This is a genomic window from Agromyces subbeticus DSM 16689, assembly GCF_000421565.1.
Taxonomy (GTDB): Bacteria; Actinomycetota; Actinomycetes; order Actinomycetales; family Microbacteriaceae; genus Agromyces; species Agromyces subbeticus.
Genome location: NZ_ATXG01000005.1, coordinates 113985 through 133951, shown reverse-complemented (window position 1 = coordinate 133951; position 19967 = coordinate 113985). Strand labels below are relative to the sequence as shown.

Sequence of the window (19967 nt, the reverse complement as noted above, 5' to 3'; positions counted from 1 at the left end):
CAAACCGTCGTGGCAAGGAGGGTTCAGCCCGCGGCGTGCGCCTGCTCGAGGCGCGACGCACGCGCCACGAGCACGTCGAGCACCGTGCGCACGGCGAGCCGCTCGGCGACGTCCGGCCGCACGAGGGCCACGATCTGACGAGCGGATGCCACGCCGCGCAGCGGCTTCAGCACGATCGACTCGGGCACGGCGCCACTGGTGAACCGGGGCACGAACGCGATGCCGAGGCCGGCTTCGATGAACGCCTCGATGATGCGCATGTCGCTGAAGCGCTGGCTCACCTTCGCCCGCTGGCCGGCCTGCTGCTCGATGGCGTGCAGGATGCGCTCGAACGGGAACCCGGGCGGCACCCCGAGCCAGGTCTCGTCGACGAGGTCGGCCGGGGTGAGGTGCGCCCGGCCCGCGAGCCTGTGGTCGGCGGGCAGCCCGATGTCGAGCGGCTCGGTGAGCAGCGGCACGGCCTTCAGGCCCCGGCCGCCCCACGGCAGCACCCCGGGCATGGTGTGCGCGAGCACGATGTCGTAGTCGCTCGTGAGGTCGGCGAACTCGGCGAGCTCGGGGTCGAGGTCGGTCGCGCGCACGACGAGGCCAGCGACCTCGGCGAGGTCGGTGAGCACTGCGGGCAGCAGCGTGGCACCGACGGTCGGAAAGGTGAGCAGTGAGACCTCGCCGCTCGGGTGGTTCCGGAACTCGTCCCACAGGGCGGTGGCGTGCTCGAGGGCGATCGCGACATCGGCCGCGCTGCGCGCGAGCGCGTGCCCGGCGCTCGTCAGCACGACACCACGACCACTGCGCTCGGTGAGCGGCATGCCGGCCTCGCGCTCGAGCACCTTGAGTTGCTGCGACACGGCCGAGGGCGTGCGGCCGGTGGCCTCGGCGACCGCGGTGACGCTGCCGCGCTCGGCGAGCTCGCGCAGCAGGTCCAATCGACGAACGTCCATGTAGCCAGGCTACATCGTCATTGTAGAATTGTGAGCTTGTGCTGAAGAGTTTGCAGCGCGAGAATTGAGGTGTCGAACACGTGCAATGGGGCATCGACTGCTCGATCACCCGCTCGTTCTTCGAAAGGAATCACCATGGTCTTCGTACTCCTCGGCGTCGTTTCCGTCGCCGCCGTCATCGGCTCGATCGTCGTCACCGCGCGTGACGGCTACCGTCGTCAGCCGCGAGAGACGTTCGCGCGCACCGTCTAGGCGCCGTCGCGAGACCGGGGGCTTCATTCCCCCGGATTGCAGGGCCGCTGCGCCGGGGAGGGACACCCGGCGGAGCGGCCCTTCGTCATGCGTATCGGGATGCGCTGGGGGAGTCCCGATCCGCGATGGCATGTCTCTCGACACGGCTGACCGTCTGCCGCTAGCGTGTGCCGAAGGGCGAGACGTTTGGGGGAACGATGGCGCACGTGGTCGCAACCGGTGCCGGCAAGGCGATGATGGAGCGGCGGGCCGACCCGACGCACGACTACATCCTGAAGCTCACCGGCAAGGAGCGCCCGCGCGTGCTCTTCGTCGGCACGGCGACCGGCGATGACGCCGCCTACGTCGTGAGTTTCTACACGACCTACGACTCCGACCGGTGCGCACCGCATCACCTGCCGCTGTTCCATCGTGCGGTCGACGACCTCGCAGGCTTCGTGAAGGGCTTCGACGTGATCCACGTCGGCGGCGGCAACACCGCCAACATGCTCGATGTCTGGAAGCGACAGGGCCTCGACGAGATCATGCGCGAGATGTGGGAGGACCCGAACTCGAACACGGTCTTCACCGGCGGCTCGGCCGGCGGCATCTGCTGGTTCGAGGGCGGCACCACCGACAGCTACGGCCCCACGCTGCAGGTGCTGCCCGAGGGGCTCGGGTTCCTGCACGGCAGCTTCTGCCCGCACTACGACGCGGAAGACCAGCGGCAGCCGCTCTTCCACGCCTCGCTGCTCAGCGGTGAGCTCTCGACCGGCTACGCCGTCGGCAACCTGCAGTCGGTGCACTTCGAGGGCAGCGAGTTCGTCACCGCGATCAGCCCGGTCGACGACCCGCTCGCCCTCAAGGTCGAGGCGGTCGACGGCGAGATCGTCGAGACGCCGCTACCGGTGCAGGTGCTCGCGAGTACCGGCCCCATCGTGAAGGGCCCGTCGTCGTGAACGACAACGTCTGGATCCTCGTCGCCCAGCTGGTCGTGGTGGTGCTCGCGATCTTCATGGGTACCCGCACGAGCGGCATCGGGCTCGGCGTCTGGGGCCTCGTCGGCGTCGCGGTGCTCGTCTTCGGTTTCCAGACCGCACCCGGCAATGCGCCCGTCGATGCCGTCTTCATCGTGCTCACGGTCATCACCGCGGCATCCGTCATGCAAGCGGCGGGCGGCATCGACTGGATGGTGTCGGTGGCGGCGAAGGCGATCAAGTCGAGGCCGAAGAGCGTCGTCTTCCTGGCGCCGGCGATGTCCTTCCTCTTCACGGTGGGCGCCGGCACCGGCAACATCTTCTACCCGCTCCTCCCGGTGATCTACGACGTCTCGTACCAGCAGAAGATCCGGCCCGAGCGGGCGCTGTCGGTCTCGGCCGTGGCATCGCAGGTCGGCATCCTCTGCAGCCCGGTCTCCGCCGCGACCGCTTCACTCGTCGTGCTGCTCAGCCCGAGCGGTGTGGACCTCGGGCAGATCCTGCTCATCATGTGGCCGGCCTCGATCGTGGGCCTGTTCCTCGCCGCCCTCGTCATGGTGCGGCACGGAAAGGACCTCGAAGACGACCCCGAGTACCAGCGCCGCCTCGCCGAGCACCTCATCAAGCCGCCCACCGAAGACGCGACCACGAAGAAGCTGCCTCGCACCGCGGTGCTGTCGGCGTCGATCTTCCTCGCCGGGGTCGCGTTCATCGTCGCGATGGGCCTGTTCGAGGGCATCCGGCCGATCATCGGCACCGATGACGACGGCGACCCGGTTCGCGTCTCGGTGACGATCATCATCGAGGTCACGATGGGCGTCATCGCGGCGCTCATCTTCGTGTTCTGCAAGGTCAAGTCGGCCGACGTGCCGAAGCAGTCGACCTTCCCTGCCGGCATGGTCGGCGCGTTCGCGCTCTTCGGCATCGCCTGGCTCGCCAACACCTTCGTCGCGAACAACAACCAGCTCATCGTCGACGGGCTCGGCTCGCTCGTGTCGGGGTCGACGGCGTTCGTGGGAGCGTTGCTGTTCGCGCTCGCGCTCTTCCTCGTCGCCATGCTCACGACGAGTCAGTCGAGCGCGACGAACGCGATCGTGCCGATCGGCCTCGCGATCGGCCTGCCCGCTCCGCTCCTGGTCGGTCTCTGGCCATCGGCGATGGGCATGTACACGCTGCCGGCCAACGGCTCGCAGGTGGCCACAGCTGCGTTCGACCAGACGGGCACGACCAAGCTCGGCAAGTTCGTGTTCGACCACTCGTTCCAGCTACCGAACCTCGTCTACGTCGTCTCCGCCATGATCGTCGGCGTGCTGCTCTCGTTCGTGATCGTGTGATGCGGTCGACGTGATGGCAGAAGCGGCCGATCGCGCACTCCTCCGCAGCTTCCTGCTCGGTCTCGCGGAGGGCATGAACGCTGCCGCCGACTCGGTCGACAAGATCCGCGACACGCTCGTGCAGGTCTCGCGCGCCTACGGGCGCGACGACACCGACTTCATCGTGCTGCCGACGGTGATCATCATCCAGACCGGATCGGGGGAAGAGGGCCGCGTCGCGATCCGCTCGGCCGTGAACGCCTCGTTCCGCTTCGACCAGATCGCCGCGCTCTACCGCCTGATCGACGACGCGAAACGCGCAGAGATCGCCCCGATCGACGGCATCGCGCGCCTGAACGAGATCGGCGTGATGAAGCCGTCGCACGGATGGCTCGTGCGCACCTTCGGGCACGCCGTGCTGACGACGGGACTCGCGCTGCTGCTCGCGCCGAGCTGGGAGGGCGCGCTCGTCGCCTTCGTGCTCGGCGCCTTCCTCGGGGTCGCCAAGCTCGTGCGTTCGCCGACGCTGCAACTCGTCTTCCCGGTCTTCGCGGCCTTCGTGTGCGCACTCGCCGTGTTCCTGATCGCTCCGCACTTCCCGATCGGCGACCCGATCCGGTTGCTCATCGCCCCGCTCGCGACCTTCCTGCCCGGCGGCGTGCTCACCACGGCCGTCGTCGAACTCGCTGCCGGGCAGATGCTCGCCGGAGCATCGCGCCTCGTCTTCGGGTTCGTGCAGCTCTCGTTGCTCGCCTTCGGCATCCTCGCCGCCGGCACCCTGGTCGGTGCCGGAAGCTCGAGTTACGTGCCGCTCGAGACATCCGCTGCCCTTCCCTGGTGGATCTCGATCATCGCCGTGCTGCTCTTCGCGATCGGCAACTACCTGCACTTCTCGGCGCCCGCGCGCACGTTCGGCTGGGTGCTGCTCGTGCTGCTCGTCGCCTACGGCGGGCAGGTGATCGGCGGCGCCCTCCTCGGTGCCACCGTGAGCGGCTTCATCGGCGCGCTCGCCATGACTCCCGTCGTGCTCTGGGTCGCGACCCTGCGGCATGGAGCACCGTCGCAGCTCACCTTCCTGCCGGCCTTCTGGCTGCTCGTTCCCGGTGCGGCCGGGCTCGTCGGACTCACCGAGGCGATCGGCACGACCCGCGGCTACGAGGACTTCGCCGAGGCGATCATCTCGATCATGTCGATCGCGCTCGGCGTGCTCATCGGCACCGCGCTCTACCGGGTGGTGCACCATGGCGCCGAGGAGCTCGCGGACTTCCACATCGAGGTGCCGGCGGCGCTCACCGATGAGCAGCGACCACCGTTCTGGGCGCGGCTCGTGCCCGGCACTCCGCGCTCGTTCTGGGGGAGTCGTCGGCGGCCGCCGCCGACGCGAGATCGAGCGGATGTCTCGTCGTCGCCGCTGCACGCAGCAACATCCGCCCCTTCTTCTCAGGCAACCGGGTCGTAGAGTATTCGGGTGACCCTCCGTGACCCTCAGCCCATCGACGCCGTGCGCGCCCAATTGATCGACTTCATCGCAGCCGAGGCGGTCTTCCACGGGGACTTCACCCTGACGAGCGGCAAGAAGGCCACGTACTACGTCGACCTCCGCAAGGTGAGCCTCGACCACCGGGTCGCGCCGCTCATCGGCCAGGTCATGATCGACGTCATCAAAGACGTGCCCGATGTGTTCGCCGTGGGCGGCCTGACGATGGGCGCCGACCCGATCGCCGCGGCCGTGCTGCATCAGGGCGCAGCACAGGGCCTCGAGTACGACGCGTTCGTCGTGCGCAAGGAGCCGAAAGACCACGGTCGCGGCAAGCAGGTCGAGGGTCCCGACCTCGCCGGCAAGCGCGTCATCGTGCTCGAAGACACCTCGACGACCGGCGGGTCGCCACTGAAGGCCATCGAGGCGCTGCGCAACGTCGGTGCCGAGGTCGTGGCCGTCGCGGTCGTCGTCGACCGGGCGACGGGTGCTCGCGAGATCATCGAGGCCGCCGGTGTGCCCTACCTCTACGCCATCGGCTTGGAAGACCTGGGGCTGGCCTGATGAACCGCGACGGGAACGACTTGGGCGGCGACGGGGCCGATTGGCTCCTCGCCCAGCTGGCGGGCGGCGCCCAGCCGCAGCGTGACGACCAGCCCGAGCCACCCGTCGAGCCACCCATCGACCCGCGCCGCGCCTCGTCGGTGCCGCCTGCCCACCTGCCACCCGTCACGCCGTCGCCGCTCGCGCAACAGCCGAGTGCGCCGCGTTCGCCGGCACCGCGCCGCGAAGAGGTGCTCGACTGGTTCTCCGAGGCCCCGGCCCCCGCCCAGGCCGATGTCGATGTCGAGACCCGGGCGCTGCCCGTGATCGGTGCACCGGCACCGCAGATGCCGGTCGTGCCCGCTGCGCCGTTCGCGCCATCTGCCTCCTCGGCGCCAACGACACCGTCTGCTGCCCCGAGCGCGCAGCCGGGTCCATCGTGGACGCCGCCGTTCGCGGTCGATCAGCCGAGACCGCCGGTGACGCCACCGGTCGCGCCGGTCTACCTGACGCAGGTCGAACCTCCCGTCGGCGTTCCGGCACCGGCGCCGCTGCCGCCCGTTGCGCCGGTGACTCCCACCGCGCCGGTGCCCCCCGGCCCCGTTACGCCCACTGCTCCGTTCGCACTGACCTGGAACGACGATGCGCTCGAATCAGAAGATGCGATCCGCGCCGCGTTCCGCAATCTCGCTGAGCCAACGCCGTCGCATGCGTCTGCGGCGGTACCGGGGCCTGCGGCTGCACCTGAGCCTGCGGCTGCACCTGAGCCTGCGGCTGCACCGACCGCATCGCCGTCGACTGCCGCGGCATCGGCCGAGCCCGAGCCGCCCGCCGACGCCGCCTCTCCGTTCGCGGGCTACGCCCCGCCGCCCGTCGCCCGCCAGTCATTCACCCCGGTGCCGACGGCCGCCCCGACACCGCCGGTGGCGCCGCATCCGACTGCCCCGGTGGCAGCACCCGCCGGCTGGGACGAGCGCCGACCGCCCGCACAGGCGCCGGCTGCGCCGTTTGACGCCGAACTGTGGGCAGCGCTGAACGAGGCCGAACCGACCGCAGCATCATCGACCCCTGCAGCTTCGACCGCTGCAGCCTCGACCGCCGCAGCATCGACCCCGTCTGTTCCGGCAGCACCGGTGGCGCCGTCCGTTCCGACGGCACCGGTCGCGCCCACGACACCGGCTGCACCCACGGCACCGGTCACGCCGACGCGCGCAGAACCTGACCGGTTCGCCGCCTTCGCGGCCGAGGCGTCCGACCCCTTCGCAGCGCTGACCAGGGCCGTGCCCGTGCAGCCGCCGGCAGCGGCACCGTCGCCGACCTCGGCACCGGCGCCGACCCCTGAACCTGCCTCGCATCCCGCGCCCGAGTTCCATGGAGCTGACGCGCCCACCGCCGCGGCCGCGGTTGCTGGCTCAGCAGCAGCAGCAGCAGCAGCAGCGGCGGCCTCGGTCGCAGCTACCGGCTCCGCCGCAGTGCCCGGGGCGGAGGCACGCGGCGGCTTCCCGTTCCTCGAGGTGCGCGGCGCCGCTGAGGAGCTGCGTGGTGCACCGGTTGGCGCTCCGGCACGCGAAGCGAGTGCGTTCAACACCACGCCGTTCCCGGCGTTCGCATCGGGTGCGAACCGCGGTGACGACGACCCCACCCGGCAACCTCCCGCTCCCGTCGACGACCTGCTCGCCTCGCTCGGCGGCGGCGGCGGCGGCGGTGGTGGCGGCGGAGCTCGCGGAACGAACGGCGGCGCAGACCGGGGCCACAACGTGCTGCCACCCGCGCAGCACGCGGCATCCGGCGGCGGTGCGACTCCGCCGACCGGCCCGGTGCCCTCAGGGCTCGACGCCCTCGGGCTCGGCTTCGATGATGATGCAGATGACGAGGCAGACGGCGAGGGAGCCGAGGACGCCTCGACCCGCGAGACGGCATCGGGCACCGGCATCCGTGGCCGCTTCTTCGGTCGCGACCGCGTCGGAGGCGAGGCCGCACCCGACGCCGACGCCGGCGACGACGAGTCCTCGATCTCGCGAGAGATGAACGAGGCCGGGTACTTCTGGAACCTGACGCCCGACCCGAACGCCGAAGACCCGAAAGACCGCCCCGAGGCGGTGGCGACGTCGTTCCTCCCGGCGGCCGACGCCTCCGACGGCGCAAGCCCCTTCACTGAGGCCGGCGCCGACGAGGAGTGGCCGAACGAGCCTGAGGCGCGATTCGCGGAGCCCGTCGCCGACGAGGCGTGGCCGAACGGGCCCGAGACTCGATTCGCAGAGCCCGGTGATGATGACGCGACGACGGATGTCGCCACGCGGATGTTCCCCGAGGTCGGAACCGAGCCCGGGTTCGGTCAGCCTGCGTTCGGTCAGACCGCGGGCCCCCATGAGGCATCCGACGACGACTCGCTCGCGGCGCTCTTCGGCGGCGCAGGGCTCGCCGGTGGAGCCGCCGGCAGTGGGGGCGCCGGGTTCGATGCCGCTGGGGCGTTCGCCCCTGCGGCCGCGAGCGCGCCTCAGCCGCCCACTACTTCGAACCCGCCGTTCGGCGCCCCCGTCGTGGGCGCCGCGCCGCGCACGACCAGCGCCGCCGCAAGCGGCGGTTCCGGTGCGGCTGGTGGACCCGGCTCCGGCAGTTCAGGCGGCTCCGGCGGCAGCGGTGGTCGCGGCGGCGGCGCTCTGGACGCTGCGAAGGGCGGCAACCGCACGGTGCGCACCCTGATCTGGGTCGCCGGCGGCCTTGTCGTGGTGCTCGTGATCGCCGGACTCTACTTCCTCGGCACGCAGCTGACGGGCGGCGGCGGTGGCACCGAGCAGGCGTCGAGCAGCGCCTCGGCGAGTGCGTCCGAGACGCCCGTTCCGGCGCCGACCGCGCCCCAGCCTGCCGGTGTGCACGCGTGGGACACCCTGTTCGGCGGCGAGTGCATCGACCCCTTCGTCAATGCCTGGGCCGGCGATTTCACCGTCGTCGACTGCGCGGCGCCGCACGCGGCCCAGCTCGTGTACCGCGGCACCCTGCCCGGCGACGCCGCTGCCCCGTATCCGGGTGAGGCCGAGCTCGCGGCGCAGATGCCGATCCTCTGCCAGGCCGCCGGCGTCTTCGAGCCGACGCTCGTCGCGGGCATCGGCGACCTGCAGGTGCAGGGCGCCTACCCGCTCGAGGCTCAGTGGGCAGAGGGTCAGCGCAATTACTTCTGCTTCGCGAACCGCGCCGGCGGCGAGCCGCTGACGGGACCGATCAACGGCCCCGGCCCGGCGGTCTGACCGGGTGACCGGCGTGCCGCGGGCGACGAGCACGCGCGATGCAGCCGGCACTGTCGGCGCGCTCGGTGCCGTCGTCGTGTTCGGCTCGCTGAACGTGGATTCGACGAGCTACGTCGAAGCCTTCCCTGCACCGGGGGAGACCATTCGCGCCCATGGCTTCCAGATCGCACTCGGCGGAAAGGGCACGAACCAAGCCGTCGCGGCGCACGTCGCGGGGCTTCCGGTCGAGCTCGTCGCCCGCGTCGGCGACGACGCCAGCGGAGCGTTCGCCCGGGTGGCGCTCGAGCGGCTGGGCCTGTCGCTCGCGGCGATGCGAGAGGTCGCCGGAACCACGACCGGCGTCGCGCAGATCACCGTCGCGGATTCGGGCGAGAACACCGTGATCGTGACCGCCGGCGCCAACCTCGCCCTCACCGCCGGCTCGGTCGACGACGAGCGGGAACGGGTCGCCGCGGCGGCCCTCGTGCTCACCCAGGGCGAGCTGACCGTCGACGCCATCGACCGGGTCGCCTCACTCGCCGATGAGCTCGGCGTGCGCTTCGTGCTCAACCTCGCACCGCCGGCCGCCGTCGCCGCCGCGACCCTGCGCACCGCGGATCCGCTCGTGCTGAACGAGCACGAGGCGAGAGCCGTCGGACTCGGCACGGATGCCGCCCCGGGCGCGCTCCTCGACGAGTGGCGCGGGATCGCGGCATCCGCTGCCGGCGGCATCGCCCGCTCTGTCGTCGTGACGCTCGGGGCTGCCGGTGCCGTCGCTGCCGATGCCACCGGCTCGTGGGCGGTCGCGGCGCCGCGCGTGGTCGCGGTCGACACGACCGGAGCGGGAGACGGCTTCACGGGCACGCTCGCGGCCTTCCTCGCCGAGGGCCGGCCCTTGCCCGAAGCGCTGCGGATCGCCGTCGCCGCCGGCGCCCTCGCCGTGCAGTCGCGTGGCACGGTCGACTCCTACGCGCCGCGCGACGAGGTGCTGGCGACAGCCACGGCCGACGCCGCTGCGGTCACCCCGCCCGCAACCCCGACGGAACGAGGGCCCGAATGACCATCCCCGTCATCATCGACTGCGACCCCGGCCACGACGATGTCTTCGCCCTGTGGCTGGCTGCGGGGCATCCGGCGCTCGACCTCGTGGCGGTCACGACGGTCGGCGGCAACGTGCCCCTCGAGCACACGAGTCGCAACGCCCGCATCGCGCTGACCGTCGCGGGCGTCACCGACGTGCCGGTCGCCGCCGGTGCCGACGGCCCGCTCGTGCGTCAGCTGCAGACCGCCGAGTGGATCCACGGCGAGAACGGCCTCGGCGGCCCGGAGCTGCCCGAACCCACGGTGCCGCTCGACGCCCGCACGGCGACCGAGCTGATCGCCGATACGCTCATGGCGTCGGCCGAGCCGGTCGCGATCGTCGCGACGGGGCCGATCACGAACGTCGCGGTGCTGTTGCGCGACCGGCCCGAGCTGGCCGAGCGCATCAGAGAGATCGTCTGGATGGGCGGCTCGACCGATCGAGGCAACGTGACGCCCTACACCGAGTTCAACGCGTGGGTCGACCCCGAGGCGCTCGACCTCGTGGTGCGCAGCGGCATGCGGTTCACGATGGTCGGGCTCAACGTGACCCACCGGGCCCTCGTCACGGCCGCCGTTCGCGAACGGATCGCCGCCGTCGGCACCGCAACCGCGGCCTTCGGCGAGGAGTTGTTCGAGTTCTTCTGCCGCACGAACGACGAGGTGTTCGGCATGCCCGACGGCCCGTTGCACGACCCGGTCGCCGTCGCCGTGCTCGCCGACCCCGGCTGCGTCGGGCTCGTGCGCACGCGGCTGGACGTCGAACTGTCGGGGGCCGAGACGGCCGGCGCGACGAGCGTCGACCTCGACGGCATGCTCGGGCGCGAGCCCAACGCCTGGGTCGCGACCCAGATCGACGTCGACCGGTTCTGGGCCGGCGTCGAGGCATCCATCGCCCGGCTCAGCTGATCGCTCTGGCGCGATCCGCGCCGAGGCGGCGGTACTGCTCAGCGACGGCTCCGCGCGGTGAGCGCGACGAACCAGGCGATGCCGGCGACGGCGTGCATAGCGGCGAGGGCGAGGGCCGTCGGCAGATCGGATGTCGCGGAGAACGGCATCGGGGCGGACAGCACGCCGAACGCGAGGCCGATCCAGGCGATCCAGCGCACGAGCGCGGGTCGGCTGCGGCCGAGCCACCAGAGCAGGGCTCCGACGATGAGCATCGGCATCGCGAGGGACACGACCACCTGGCCCGCGTTGATCTGCAACGGTTCGGGGGAGCCCGGCGTGGTGACGAGCATGGTGGCGCCCGTGGCCGAGGCGATGCCGAGGGCCACGAGGGCGATCGCGATCGAGGCCACGAGCGCGGCGAGCACCCGCACCGGGATGCTGCGGCCGGCGCGGGCGTTTTCGGCGCTGACGTCTTCGGTGCCGGCGTCTTCGGTGCCGGCGCCTTCGGGGGCGGATGCCTCGGTGCCGGTCGTGGTGGTCGGGCTGCTGCTCATGTTGTACTCCTCAATGGTTGAGTATTCAAGTAATTGTCACCACCTTGCGCCAATTGCTTGAGTAAGTCAAGTGTTGAGCCGATCACGCGTAGACTCGTGGCATGTCGGAACCCGAGGTGCAGTTCGCCGAGGCCCAGCACCTCACTGGCCTCATCTTCCGAGTCGCCGAGCGTGCCAAAGACGACTTCGCCGTGGCCGTCGCCGAGTGCGGTCTCTCGCTGACGCTCGCTCGCGCGGTGCTCATCCTCGGTGAGCCGGCGCCGATGCACGAGGTGGCCGATCAGCTCGCGTGCGACCCGTCGTACATCACGAACCTCGCCGACCAGCTCGAGGCGCATGGGCTCGCCGAGCGTGCCGCCGGCACCGATCGACGTGTGAAGCTCCTGCAGCTGACGCCCGAGGGCCTCGAGATGCGCGAGCGTCTCTCCGCCGCGCTCGAGGAGGGCGCGACCGTGACCCGCGCCCTCACCGCTGCCCAGCGCACCGACCTCGGCGAGCTGTTGCAGCAGATGCTGCGGTGATCGCACTGTGCAGCGCGAGCAGGGTCGCTACTGGTCGAGCTTCTGACCGGCCCGCCCGTTGCGCCCGTGACGTCGCAGAATCGGCTCGTACCCGGTCAAACGTGCGAGCGGATGGCCTGCGCGAGCCGTGCCACGGCTTCGTCGACGAGCGCATCGGAGAGGTTGCCGTAGCCGATGACGAGGGCCTCGGTCATTGGGGTGGCGCTCGACGCGCGATACCCCGTCAGGTCGGTGACTGACACATCGAGATCGGATGCCGCGTCGCGCACGCGGCTCGCGCTGACATCGGCCGGCAGCTCGAGCACCGCGTGCATGCCCGCGGCGATGCCGGTGATCGGCAGGCCGGGCAGGTCCCGATCGAGCGCCGAGAGCAGCGCGGCGCGGCGACGGCGGAACCGCCCGCGAGCTGCGCGCAAGTGTCGTTCGAGGTCGCCGGCGGTGATGAATTCGGCCAGCGCGACCTGGTCGAGCGTCGACGGCCGCGACCGGTCGGCAACGGGAATGCGGCGGCGAAGCTCGCGGGGCATGACAGTCCAGCCGAGCCCGAACGCCTGCGCCATGGATTTCGACAGCGACCCGATGAGCACGATGCGCTCGGGAGCGAGGCCCTGCAGTGCCGCGATCGGTCGGCGGTCGTAGCGGAACTCCGCGTCGTAGTCGTCTTCGATGAGCACGCCGTCGACCTGACGAGCCCAGCGTACGATCGCCTCTCGCCGGCCCGGTGACAGGGCCGCGCCGAGCGGGAACTGATGTGCCGGTGTGACGAGCGCCGCGCGGGCGCCGGTGCGCGAAGCCGCGGCGACGAGGGCGTCGACGTCGACGCCCGACCCGTCGACCGGGACCGGAACCGGTGTGAGCCCGGCAGCCGCGGCGATCTCGCGAAGACGTGGCCAACTCGGATCCTCGACGAGGATCGCCGTGTGCCCGGTCGCGCGGAGCCCGGCGACGACGCCCGCCATGCCGTCGGTCGCGCCGTGAGTGATCACGACATCGTCGGGCGCGGCCAGCGCGCGGCGCGACCGGGAGAGATAGTCGGCGACGGCGACGCGGGCGAGCGGATGTCCCAGACGATCCACCACGGCGAATTCTCCGTCGGGCAAGCGCTCGAGAGCGCGTCGCACCGCTGCGGCCCAGCGAGCACGTGGCACGTGCCGGAGGTCGGGCACGCCGGGGCCGAGGTCGAAGCGCGGCCGGCGGAACTCGGCGCGAAGGGGAGTTGCGGGGAGTTCTGCGGAGCCGGAGCCGTCACCGGTCTGGGGCGACGTGCCGCCCGTGCGATGCTCGCCGCCAGGGCGCCATTCCGGTCGCACACCGGAGGGAACTCGCGTGCCCGAGCCGACCACGGCCTCGAGGAACCCCTCGGCGACGAGCTGACCGTATGTCTCGGTGACCACCCAGCGCGACACGCCGAGCGTCTCGGCGAGTGAGCGGCTCGGCGGGAGGGCGGCGCCCGCGGGCAGCCGCGAGGAGTGCACGGCATCGCGGATCGCGGCCTCCAGCCGGTCGCGCAACGGTGCCGGGCCGTCGCCGAGGTCGAGCAAGGTCTCCCACGCCAGCCTGGTCGAGATGCGGGGACTGCTGGGGAGGGGTGGGTTGCCGGAGTCGCCGGGCCGGGTGCCCGACCGAGTGTCGTCTGCTCGAGGCATCCGCCCCCGCTCCCTGCCGTCCGGCATCGTGTCGGTCCGTGAAATTGGTCTGGTCAAAGTTCTGCTGATTGGAGTGTATGACCAAACCGAAGGCTTCGTACGCTCGGTTCTGTCACCCACCACTCCACCGGAGGAACTCATGCGCTACCGCACGATCGGCAATGGCCGAACCAACTTCGACGTCTCGACCATCTGCCTCGGCACGATGCAGATGGGAACGAAGATCGACGAGGCGACCTCGTTCGAGATCCTCGACCGATTCGTCGAGGCGGGCGGCACGTTCATCGACACGGCCAACAACTACAGCTTCTGGGACAACGGCTACGGCCGTGACAGCGAAGACCTGATCGGGCGCTGGCTCGCGAGCCGCGGCGGCCGCGACCGGCTGCGGATCGCGACGAAGCTCGGAGCCGCCAAGAAGGACCCAGCGCTGCCGCTCTCGAACACGGAGCCGACGAATTTCCAGGGTCTCGGAGCCGACGTCGTCACGCGGGAGGCGCGCGAGAGCGCGAAGCACCTGGGCGTCGATCACCTCGACGTCGTCTACGGTCACGTCGACGACCTCGAGACCCCGCTCGCCGAGACCGTCGGCGCATTCGGTGCGCTGCAGGACGAGGGCCTCATCGGCATCTCGGGCATCTCGAACGTGGCAGTGTGGCGGGTCGTCGAGGCGCGCGAGGAGGCGCTGCGCCTCGGGATCGCGCCCTACGGGCTCGTGCAACAGCAATACAGCTACATCTACCCGGCACCGAAGCTCGGCCGCCAGAACTTCGTCACGCCCGAGTTGCTCAGCTACGCGGCATCGACCGGGGTCGACGGCCGCCCTCCGCTTGCCGTCACCGCGTACTCGCCGCTGCATCAGGGCGCCCTGAGCCGACTCGACAAGCCGCTCTGGGGCGGGGTGAACCATCCCAGCACGCTGGCACGGCTGCAACTGCTGCACGACGTCGCGCGCGACATCGGTGCGACGCCGAACCAGGTCGCCCTCGCCTGGCTCCTCGGGCGCGAGGTGCCGGTGATCCCCGTGGCGGGGCCGTCGAGCGTCGCGCAGCTCGAGGAGGTGCTCGGTGCCGCCGAGCTCGATCTCGACCCCGAGGTGCGCGATCGACTCGACGCCGAACCCGAGGAGACGCTCCGCGCCGCGTAGGCGGCAATTCCGCCGGGAGGCGCGTCGCCGAGGGTGTCGAGTCAGTCGAACTCGACGGTCTCGACCTCGTCTTCGTCGTCGTCCTCGACGTCGTCGGCGACGCTCAAATCGTCGATCGCGAGATGCTCGTCGAGCTGGCAGTAGATGACCATGTCGGGGTACTGGCTCGCAGCTTCGTAGATGAGCACGAGCGTCGCGTCGGGCGAGACGATCACGCCCTGCAGCTCGAGCTCGCGTGCAAGCAGCGCGTAGTCCTCGGCGGCGACCACATGGCCCGTGCCCTCGTAGGCCGAATCGGTGAGCTCGTGCACGACCTCGTCGTCGATGCGCGCGAGGTCGTCGGCGGTCGGGCGCCTGAGCGCCCGCTCGGCGATGGCGCGCATCTCGGCCTGCTCGACGGGCTCGTCGTCGACCGCGAACAGCACGGCGACGTGACGGTCACCTGGCAGCACGGTTGAGGCGACTAGCTCGCCCTCGTCGTCGTATTCGACGTCGGTCAGTTCGATCATCATGGCTCCCTACAGCTCGGTCTCGGCCGGCGCCTCGCGCACGAGCTCGCTGACGCCCGAGAGGATCTCGTCGGGCCGGAACGGGTACTTCTCGATCTCGGCCTCGTCGCTGATGCCGGTCATCACGAGAATGGTGTGCAGCCCGGCCTCGATGCCCGCGACGATGTCGGTGTCCATGCGGTCGCCGATCATCGCGGTGTTCTCGGAGTGCGCCCCGATCTTGTTGAGTGCCGAGCGGAACATCATCGGATTCGGCTTGCCGACCACGTAGGGCTCCTTGCCCGTCGCCTTGGTGATGAGCGCGGCGATCGCGCCGGTGGCGGGCAGCGGGCCGTCGGCCGACGGTCCGGTGGCGTCGGGGTTCGTCACGATGAAGCGCGCGCCGGCGCCGATCAGGCGGATGGCCTTCGTGATGGCCTCGAACGAGTAGTTGCGCGTCTCGCCGACCACCACGAAGTCGGGCGCCGTCTCGGTCATCACGAATCCGGCATCGTGCAGCGCGGTGAGGATGCCCGCCTCGCCGATGACGAACGCCGTGCCACCGGGCACCTGCTGCTTCAGGAAGTCGGCGGTGGCGAGGGCGCTCGTCCAGAGTCGGTCTTCGGGCACGTTGAGGCCCGAAGCACGCAGCCGCGCCGACAGGTCGCGGGCCGTGAAGATCGAGTTGTTCGTGAGCACGAGGTACGGCGTGCCCGCGTCCTCCCACTGCTGCAGCAGCGCGCCGGCGCCTGGCAGCGCGTGATTCTCATGCACGAGCACGCCGTCCATGTCGGTCAGCCAGCACTCGACGTCGTCACGATGTCTCATTGCTCCAGCGTAGGGGCGGATGACGCGGCGTTGCGAATGACGGATGGTGGATCGAGCAGGATCACGGCGCGTCGAGCGCCGCGCGATTCGCCCCGATCGCCTGCGGGGAGCGCTCAGGCGGTGACCCAGACGTCGGCAGCGACATCGGCGCCGAGCGCGTGCCGGTTGTCGGCGATGCCCACGTGCAGCCCGGAGTCCGAGACATCCGTGACCGTGATCTCGGCGCCGGGCCCGACGCCGATCTCGTCGAGCCGCCGCAGCACCGCCGCGTTGCGATCGGAGATGCGGATGATGCGGCCGGAGTATCCGGCCGGAGCGGCGTCGAGGCGCAGGAACGGCTCGTTGACGAGGGTGCCGTCGGCGGCGGGGATGGCGTCGCCGTGCGGGTCGCGTGACGGACGGCCGAGGCGGGAGTCGATCGCCTCGAGGAGCCGGTCGGAGATGGCGTGCTCGAGGATCTCGGCCTCGTCGTGCACCTCGTCCCAGCGATAGCCCATCTCGTCGACGAGCCAGGTCTCGATGAGTCGGTGCCGCCGAACGACCGCGAGGGCGCGAAGCGTGCCGGCGTCGGTGAGGCGCACGGCGCCGTACGGCACGTGCGACACGAGCCCCTGCGCCGCCATCTTCTTCACCATCTCGGTGACCGATGAGGGGGCCACGCCGAGCCGCCCGGCGAGCACCGAGGGCGTGATGGGCTCGGGCTGCCACTCGGTGTGGGCGTACACCGTCTTCAGGTAGTCCTCGATGGCGGGGCTCTGGCTGCTGGGCATCGGCTTCAGACTATCCGGCGACGCCCGATCGCGGCCCGTCGGCGAGCCGTGGCGAACCACCGGCCGATGACGCCGTGCTTCGGGGCGAAGAGGTAGACGAGCGCGAACACGGCACCCATCACGAGCACGACCATGCCACCCGACGAGGTGTCGAGGTAGTAGCTCAGGTAGATGCCGAGGAGCGAGCAGGCGCCGGCGATCGCCGGCGAGATGACAAGCATCTTGGCGATGCGGTCGGTGAGGAGGTAGGCGGTCGCTCCGGGGATGATGAGCATGGCGACGACGAGGATGACTCCGACCGCCTGCAGCGCGACCACCACCGTGAGGGCGAGCAGGCCGAGCAGTAGGGCCCCGAGCACCTTCGGGTTCAGGCCGATCGCGTTCGCGTGCGTCGGGTCGAACGCGTAGAGCGTGAGGTCGCGTCGCTTGAGCACGAGCGTCGCGAGCGTGACCGCACCGAGCGCGAGCACCTGCACGAGGTCGGCGACGCTGACGCCGAGCAGGTTGCCGAAGAGGATGTGGTTCAGGTCGGTCTGGCTCGGAATGACGGAGATGAGCACGATGCCGAGGGCGAAGAGCGTCGTGAAGACGACCCCGATCGCTGCATCCTCTTTCACCCGGCTCGTCGACCGCACGATGCCGATGAGCGCGACCGCCGCGATGCCGAACACGAGCGCGCCGACGGCGAACGGCGTGCCCAGCACGTAGGCGAGCACGACGCCGGGCAGCACCGCGTGCGAGACGGCATCGCCCATGAGCGACCACCCGATGAGCACGAGCCAGCAGCTCAGCACCCCGCACACGATCGCCGCGGTCACGGTGACGAGGAACGCCCGCTGCATGAAGTCGTAGCCGAGGGGCTCGAGCAGGATGTCGACGAGATCCATTCGCTATGCCGCCTCTCGCGGACCGACGCCGAAGGCTCGAGCGAGGTTCTCGGGGCGCAGCACCTCAGCGGGTGATGCGTGCATGAGCACGCGGCGCATCAGGAGCACGGCCTCGTCGGCGAGGCCCGGGAGTGCGTGGAGGTCGTGAGACGAGACGAGCACGGTGCGGCCATCGGCCGCGAGCTCGCGGAGCAGCTCGGTCACCGTCGCCTCGCTGCGCTTGTCGACGCCGGCGAACGGCTCGTCGAGCAGGAGCACCTCTGCCCCCTGTGCGAGCCCGCGCGCCACGAAGGCGCGCTTGCGCTGCCCGCCCGAGAGCTCGCCGATGCTGCGGTCGGCGAGGGCGGTGAGCTCGACCCGCTCGAGTGCGGCATCGACGGCCTCGCGGTCGGCGGTGCGCGGGCGCCGGGTGAACCCCTGGAAGCCGTAGCGGCCCATCATCACGACGTCGCGCACACTGACCGGGAACGCCCAGTCGACGTCTTCGTTCTGCGGCACGTACCCCACGGCGCCGACCTTGCGCGCCTCCTTCGGCGAGCCGCCGAGGATCTGCACCGACCCGCGGTCGGGCTTCACCATGCCCATGATCACCTTGAAGAGCGTCGACTTGCCCGAGCCGTTCATGCCGACGAGTCCGCAGACGATGCCGCGTTCGAGCCGCAGCGACGCCCCGTCGAGCGCGAGCACCTCGCCGTAGTGCACAGTGACGTCGCGCACCTCGAGCGCAGCGCCGGGCGTTGCGGGCTCGATGGTCGGCGAGGTCATCGCTCGACCCCCGTGAGACCGGCGACGATGAGCTCGGCATCGTGCCGGAGGAGTTCGAGATAGGTGGGCACCGGGCCGTCGGCGGTCGAGAGCGAGTCGACGTACAGCGTGCCGCCGAAGTCTGCGCCGGTCGCCCCGACGACCTGCTGCATCGCCTTGTCGGAGACGGTCGACTCGCAGAACACGGCCGGAACCTCGTTCGTCTCGACGAACTCGATCGTGCCGGCGACCTGCTGGGGGGTGGCCTGCTGCTCGGCGTTGACCGCCCACAGGTACTGCTCGGTGAGTCCGGCGTCGCGAGCGAGGTAGCTGAACGCGCCCTCGCAGGTCACGAGCGCCCGCTGGTTCTCGGGCAGGGTCGCGAGTTCGGCGACGAGCTCGTCGTGCACCGACTGCAGCTCGGCCTGGTAGGCGGCACCGTTCGCGGCGAAGTCGGCGGCGTTCGCCGGGTCGAGCTCGCTGAACGCCTCGACCATGTTGTCGACGTAGCGCTGCACGTTCAGCGGCGACATCCAGGCGTGCGGGTTCGGCTTGCCCTCGTAGGCGTCTTCGGCGATCGGCAGCACGTCGACGCCGTCGCTGACGACGACGTGCTCGACATCGATGCTCTCGACGAACTGCGCGAACCACGCCTCGAGGTTGAGGCCGTTGTCGAGGATGAGGTCGGCCCCTGCAGCACGGCGGAGGTCGCCCGGTGTCGGTTCGTAGCCGTGGATCTCGGCGCCGGGCTTGGTGATCGATTCGACGCGCAGGTGATCGCCGGCCACGTTCTGCGCGATGTCCTGCAGCACGGTGAAGGTGGTCAGCACGACGGGGCGGTCGTCGCCGGCTGCGTCGCCCGCGCCTCCGGAGCACCCCGCGAGCATCACGGTGGCGCAAGCGAGCAGCATGGCGACGAAGGTTTTCGGCATACCGAAAACATAGCAAGATTTCGGCACACCGAAAAGCGTGCCGGTCGATCCTGTCGCCGCGCGAGTGGGTAGCGTTGCAGCGTGGAAGAAGAGCCGAGCGAAGCGGATGCGCCCGCCGCCGATCCCGCGCCGACGCACGGCGTCGGCCCCTGGCCGGGCGGCGAGGCCGAGTGGCCCGACGACGAGCACTACGACCCCGAGCTGCTCGAGCACGGCGACTCCCGCAACGTCATCGACCGCTACCGGTACTGGCGCATGGACGCGATCGTCGCCGACCTCGACGAGCACCGGCACCCGTTCCACGTCGCCATCGAGAACTGGCAGCACGACATGAACATCGGTTCGATCGTGCGCAGCGCCAACGCCTTCGCCGCCGACACCGTGCACATCATCGGCCGCCGCCGCTGGAACAAGCGAGGCGCAATGGTCACCGACCGCTACCAGCACGTCGTCTACCACCCGGATGTCGCGGCATTCGCCGAGTGGGCCCACGAGGCATCCGTGCCCATCATCGCCGTCGACAATGTCGAGGGCGCGGTGCCGATCGAGGCGTTCGCCTGGCCGACGCGCTGCGTGCTGCTCTTCGGGCAGGAGGGGCCGGGGCTCTCGCCCGAGGCGACCGCTGCGGCCGACTCGGTCGTCGAGATCACGCAGTACGGCTCGACCCGCTCGCTGAACGCGAGCGCCGCGGCCGCCATCGCGATGCATTCGTGGGTGCTCACCCACGCCGTGCCGCCCACCTCGCCCGGATGAGCCGCCGCGGTCTGGCACAC

Annotated in this window: 19 protein-coding genes; 10 read left to right on the top strand and 9 right to left on the bottom strand. The window is 70.7% G+C overall.

Annotation, left to right across the window (positions count from 1 at the left end):
• Positions 1-23: 23 nt before the first annotated feature.
• Entirely contained in the window at positions 24-941 is a 918-nt protein-coding gene (locus tag H521_RS0109620; protein ID WP_022892811.1) for a LysR family transcriptional regulator, read from the bottom strand.
• Between the two features lie 449 nt (positions 942-1390).
• On the opposite strand from H521_RS0109620, the gene H521_RS0109610 reads away from it, so the two are divergent.
• The 7 genes from H521_RS0109610 to H521_RS0109580 are packed head-to-tail and all read left to right on the top strand — an operon-like array spanning position 1391 to position 10695.
• A complete protein-coding gene (locus H521_RS0109610; protein ID WP_022892809.1) occupies positions 1391-2131 on the top strand; it encodes a Type 1 glutamine amidotransferase-like domain-containing protein in 741 nt (246 codons plus the stop codon).
• Positions 2128-3483, top strand: a complete 1356-nt coding sequence (locus H521_RS0109605; RefSeq protein ID WP_022892808.1) for an anaerobic C4-dicarboxylate transporter family protein — start codon at positions 2128-2130, stop codon at positions 3481-3483. The genes H521_RS0109610 and H521_RS0109605 overlap by 4 nt, the downstream gene beginning before the upstream one ends.
• Before the next feature lie 13 nt (positions 3484-3496).
• Entirely contained in the window at positions 3497-4921 is a 1425-nt protein-coding gene (locus tag H521_RS22595; protein WP_022892807.1) for a threonine/serine exporter family protein, read from the top strand.
• Positions 4922-4930: 9 nt separating this feature from the next.
• Entirely contained in the window at positions 4931-5503 is a 573-nt protein-coding gene (pyrE, locus tag H521_RS0109595; protein ID WP_022892806.1) for an orotate phosphoribosyltransferase, read from the top strand.
• Entirely contained in the window at positions 5503-8727 is a 3225-nt protein-coding gene (locus tag H521_RS26580; RefSeq protein ID WP_022892805.1) for a septum formation family protein, read from the top strand. Before pyrE ends, H521_RS26580 begins: the two co-directional genes overlap by 1 nt.
• A gap of 4 nt (positions 8728-8731) precedes the next feature.
• Positions 8732-9766, top strand: coding sequence for a ribokinase (locus H521_RS22590; protein ID WP_022892804.1), 1035 nt, complete (start codon positions 8732-8734; stop codon positions 9764-9766).
• On the top strand, positions 9763-10695 hold the full coding sequence (locus H521_RS0109580) for a nucleoside hydrolase (RefSeq protein WP_022892803.1): 933 nt from the start codon (positions 9763-9765) through the stop codon (positions 10693-10695). Before H521_RS22590 ends, H521_RS0109580 begins: the two co-directional genes overlap by 4 nt.
• Before the next feature lie 38 nt (positions 10696-10733).
• On the opposite strand, the gene H521_RS0109575 is transcribed toward H521_RS0109580, so the two are convergent.
• On the bottom strand, positions 10734-11231 hold the full coding sequence (locus H521_RS0109575) for a DUF6069 family protein (RefSeq protein ID WP_022892802.1): 498 nt from the start codon (positions 11229-11231) through the stop codon (positions 10734-10736).
• Positions 11232-11332: 101 nt separating this feature from the next.
• Between H521_RS0109575 and H521_RS0109570 the strand changes: the two genes are divergently transcribed.
• Positions 11333-11752 carry a MarR family winged helix-turn-helix transcriptional regulator gene (locus tag H521_RS0109570; protein ID WP_022892801.1) on the top strand — a complete coding sequence of 140 codons (420 nt, stop codon included), beginning with the start codon at positions 11333-11335 and terminating at the stop codon, positions 11750-11752.
• Positions 11753-11847: 95 nt separating this feature from the next.
• Here the strand turns inward: H521_RS0109570 and pdxR are convergent, their stop codons facing one another.
• Positions 11848-13398 (bottom strand): MocR-like pyridoxine biosynthesis transcription factor PdxR, encoded by a 1551-nt coding sequence (gene pdxR / locus H521_RS0109565; RefSeq protein WP_022892800.1) that lies wholly within the window; start codon positions 13396-13398, stop codon positions 11848-11850.
• A 139-nt stretch (positions 13399-13537) separates the two neighbouring features.
• On the opposite strand from pdxR, the gene H521_RS0109560 reads away from it, so the two are divergent.
• A complete protein-coding gene (locus H521_RS0109560) occupies positions 13538-14545 on the top strand; it encodes an aldo/keto reductase (protein ID WP_022892799.1) in 1008 nt (335 codons plus the stop codon).
• 41 nt (positions 14546-14586) lie between these two features.
• On the opposite strand, the gene H521_RS25010 is transcribed toward H521_RS0109560, so the two are convergent.
• From H521_RS25010 to H521_RS0109530, 6 genes are all read right to left on the bottom strand, one after another.
• Entirely contained in the window at positions 14587-15054 is a 468-nt protein-coding gene (locus H521_RS25010) for a hypothetical protein (protein ID WP_156891351.1), read from the bottom strand.
• Positions 15055-15063: 9 nt separating this feature from the next.
• The gene (locus H521_RS0109550; protein WP_022892797.1) at positions 15064-15861 is read right to left on the bottom strand and encodes an HAD-IIA family hydrolase; all 798 of its coding nucleotides are present in this window, start codon (positions 15859-15861) and stop codon (positions 15064-15066) included.
• A 113-nt stretch (positions 15862-15974) separates the two neighbouring features.
• Positions 15975-16631, bottom strand: coding sequence for a metal-dependent transcriptional regulator (locus H521_RS0109545; protein ID WP_022892796.1), 657 nt, complete (start codon positions 16629-16631; stop codon positions 15975-15977).
• A gap of 5 nt (positions 16632-16636) precedes the next feature.
• The gene (locus tag H521_RS0109540; RefSeq protein WP_022892795.1) at positions 16637-17518 is read right to left on the bottom strand and encodes a metal ABC transporter permease; all 882 of its coding nucleotides are present in this window, start codon (positions 17516-17518) and stop codon (positions 16637-16639) included.
• 3 nt (positions 17519-17521) lie between these two features.
• The gene (locus H521_RS0109535) at positions 17522-18283 is read right to left on the bottom strand and encodes a metal ABC transporter ATP-binding protein (RefSeq protein WP_022892794.1); all 762 of its coding nucleotides are present in this window, start codon (positions 18281-18283) and stop codon (positions 17522-17524) included.
• Positions 18280-19194, bottom strand: a complete 915-nt coding sequence (locus H521_RS0109530; RefSeq protein ID WP_022892793.1) for a metal ABC transporter substrate-binding protein — start codon at positions 19192-19194, stop codon at positions 18280-18282. The genes H521_RS0109535 and H521_RS0109530 overlap by 4 nt, the downstream gene beginning before the upstream one ends.
• 81 nt (positions 19195-19275) lie before the next feature.
• Here H521_RS0109530 and H521_RS0109525 point away from each other — a divergent pair, with 81 nt between their 5' ends.
• On the top strand, positions 19276-19947 hold the full coding sequence (locus tag H521_RS0109525; RefSeq protein WP_022892792.1) for a TrmH family RNA methyltransferase: 672 nt from the start codon (positions 19276-19278) through the stop codon (positions 19945-19947).
• The last annotated feature ends 20 nt before the right edge of the window (positions 19948-19967 follow it).

Coding starts and splice junctions, on each gene's coding strand:
- pdxR (WP_022892800.1), bottom strand. CDS start 13,398: ATGCCTCGAGCAGACGACACTCGGTCGGGCACCCGGCCCGGCGACTCC.
- H521_RS22595 (WP_022892807.1), top strand. CDS start 3,497: ATGGCAGAAGCGGCCGATCGCGCACTCCTCCGCAGCTTCCTGCTCGGT.
- H521_RS0109530 (WP_022892793.1), bottom strand. CDS start 19,194: ATGCCGAAAACCTTCGTCGCCATGCTGCTCGCTTGCGCCACCGTGATG.
- H521_RS0109535 (WP_022892794.1), bottom strand. CDS start 18,283: ATGACCTCGCCGACCATCGAGCCCGCAACGCCCGGCGCTGCGCTCGAG.
- H521_RS0109575 (WP_022892802.1), bottom strand. CDS start 11,231: ATGAGCAGCAGCCCGACCACCACGACCGGCACCGAGGCATCCGCCCCC.
- H521_RS0109560 (WP_022892799.1), top strand. CDS start 13,538: ATGCGCTACCGCACGATCGGCAATGGCCGAACCAACTTCGACGTCTCG.
- H521_RS0109570 (WP_022892801.1), top strand. CDS start 11,333: ATGTCGGAACCCGAGGTGCAGTTCGCCGAGGCCCAGCACCTCACTGGC.
- H521_RS0109545 (WP_022892796.1), bottom strand. CDS start 16,631: ATGCCCAGCAGCCAGAGCCCCGCCATCGAGGACTACCTGAAGACGGTG.
- H521_RS26580 (WP_022892805.1), top strand. CDS start 5,503: ATGAACCGCGACGGGAACGACTTGGGCGGCGACGGGGCCGATTGGCTC.
- H521_RS0109540 (WP_022892795.1), bottom strand. CDS start 17,518: ATGGATCTCGTCGACATCCTGCTCGAGCCCCTCGGCTACGACTTCATG.
- H521_RS25010 (WP_156891351.1), bottom strand. CDS start 15,054: ATGATCGAACTGACCGACGTCGAATACGACGACGAGGGCGAGCTAGTC.
- H521_RS0109610 (WP_022892809.1), top strand. CDS start 1,391: ATGGCGCACGTGGTCGCAACCGGTGCCGGCAAGGCGATGATGGAGCGG.
- H521_RS0109620 (WP_022892811.1), bottom strand. CDS start 941: ATGGACGTTCGTCGATTGGACCTGCTGCGCGAGCTCGCCGAGCGCGGC.
- H521_RS0109580 (WP_022892803.1), top strand. CDS start 9,763: ATGACCATCCCCGTCATCATCGACTGCGACCCCGGCCACGACGATGTC.
- H521_RS0109550 (WP_022892797.1), bottom strand. CDS start 15,861: ATGAGACATCGTGACGACGTCGAGTGCTGGCTGACCGACATGGACGGC.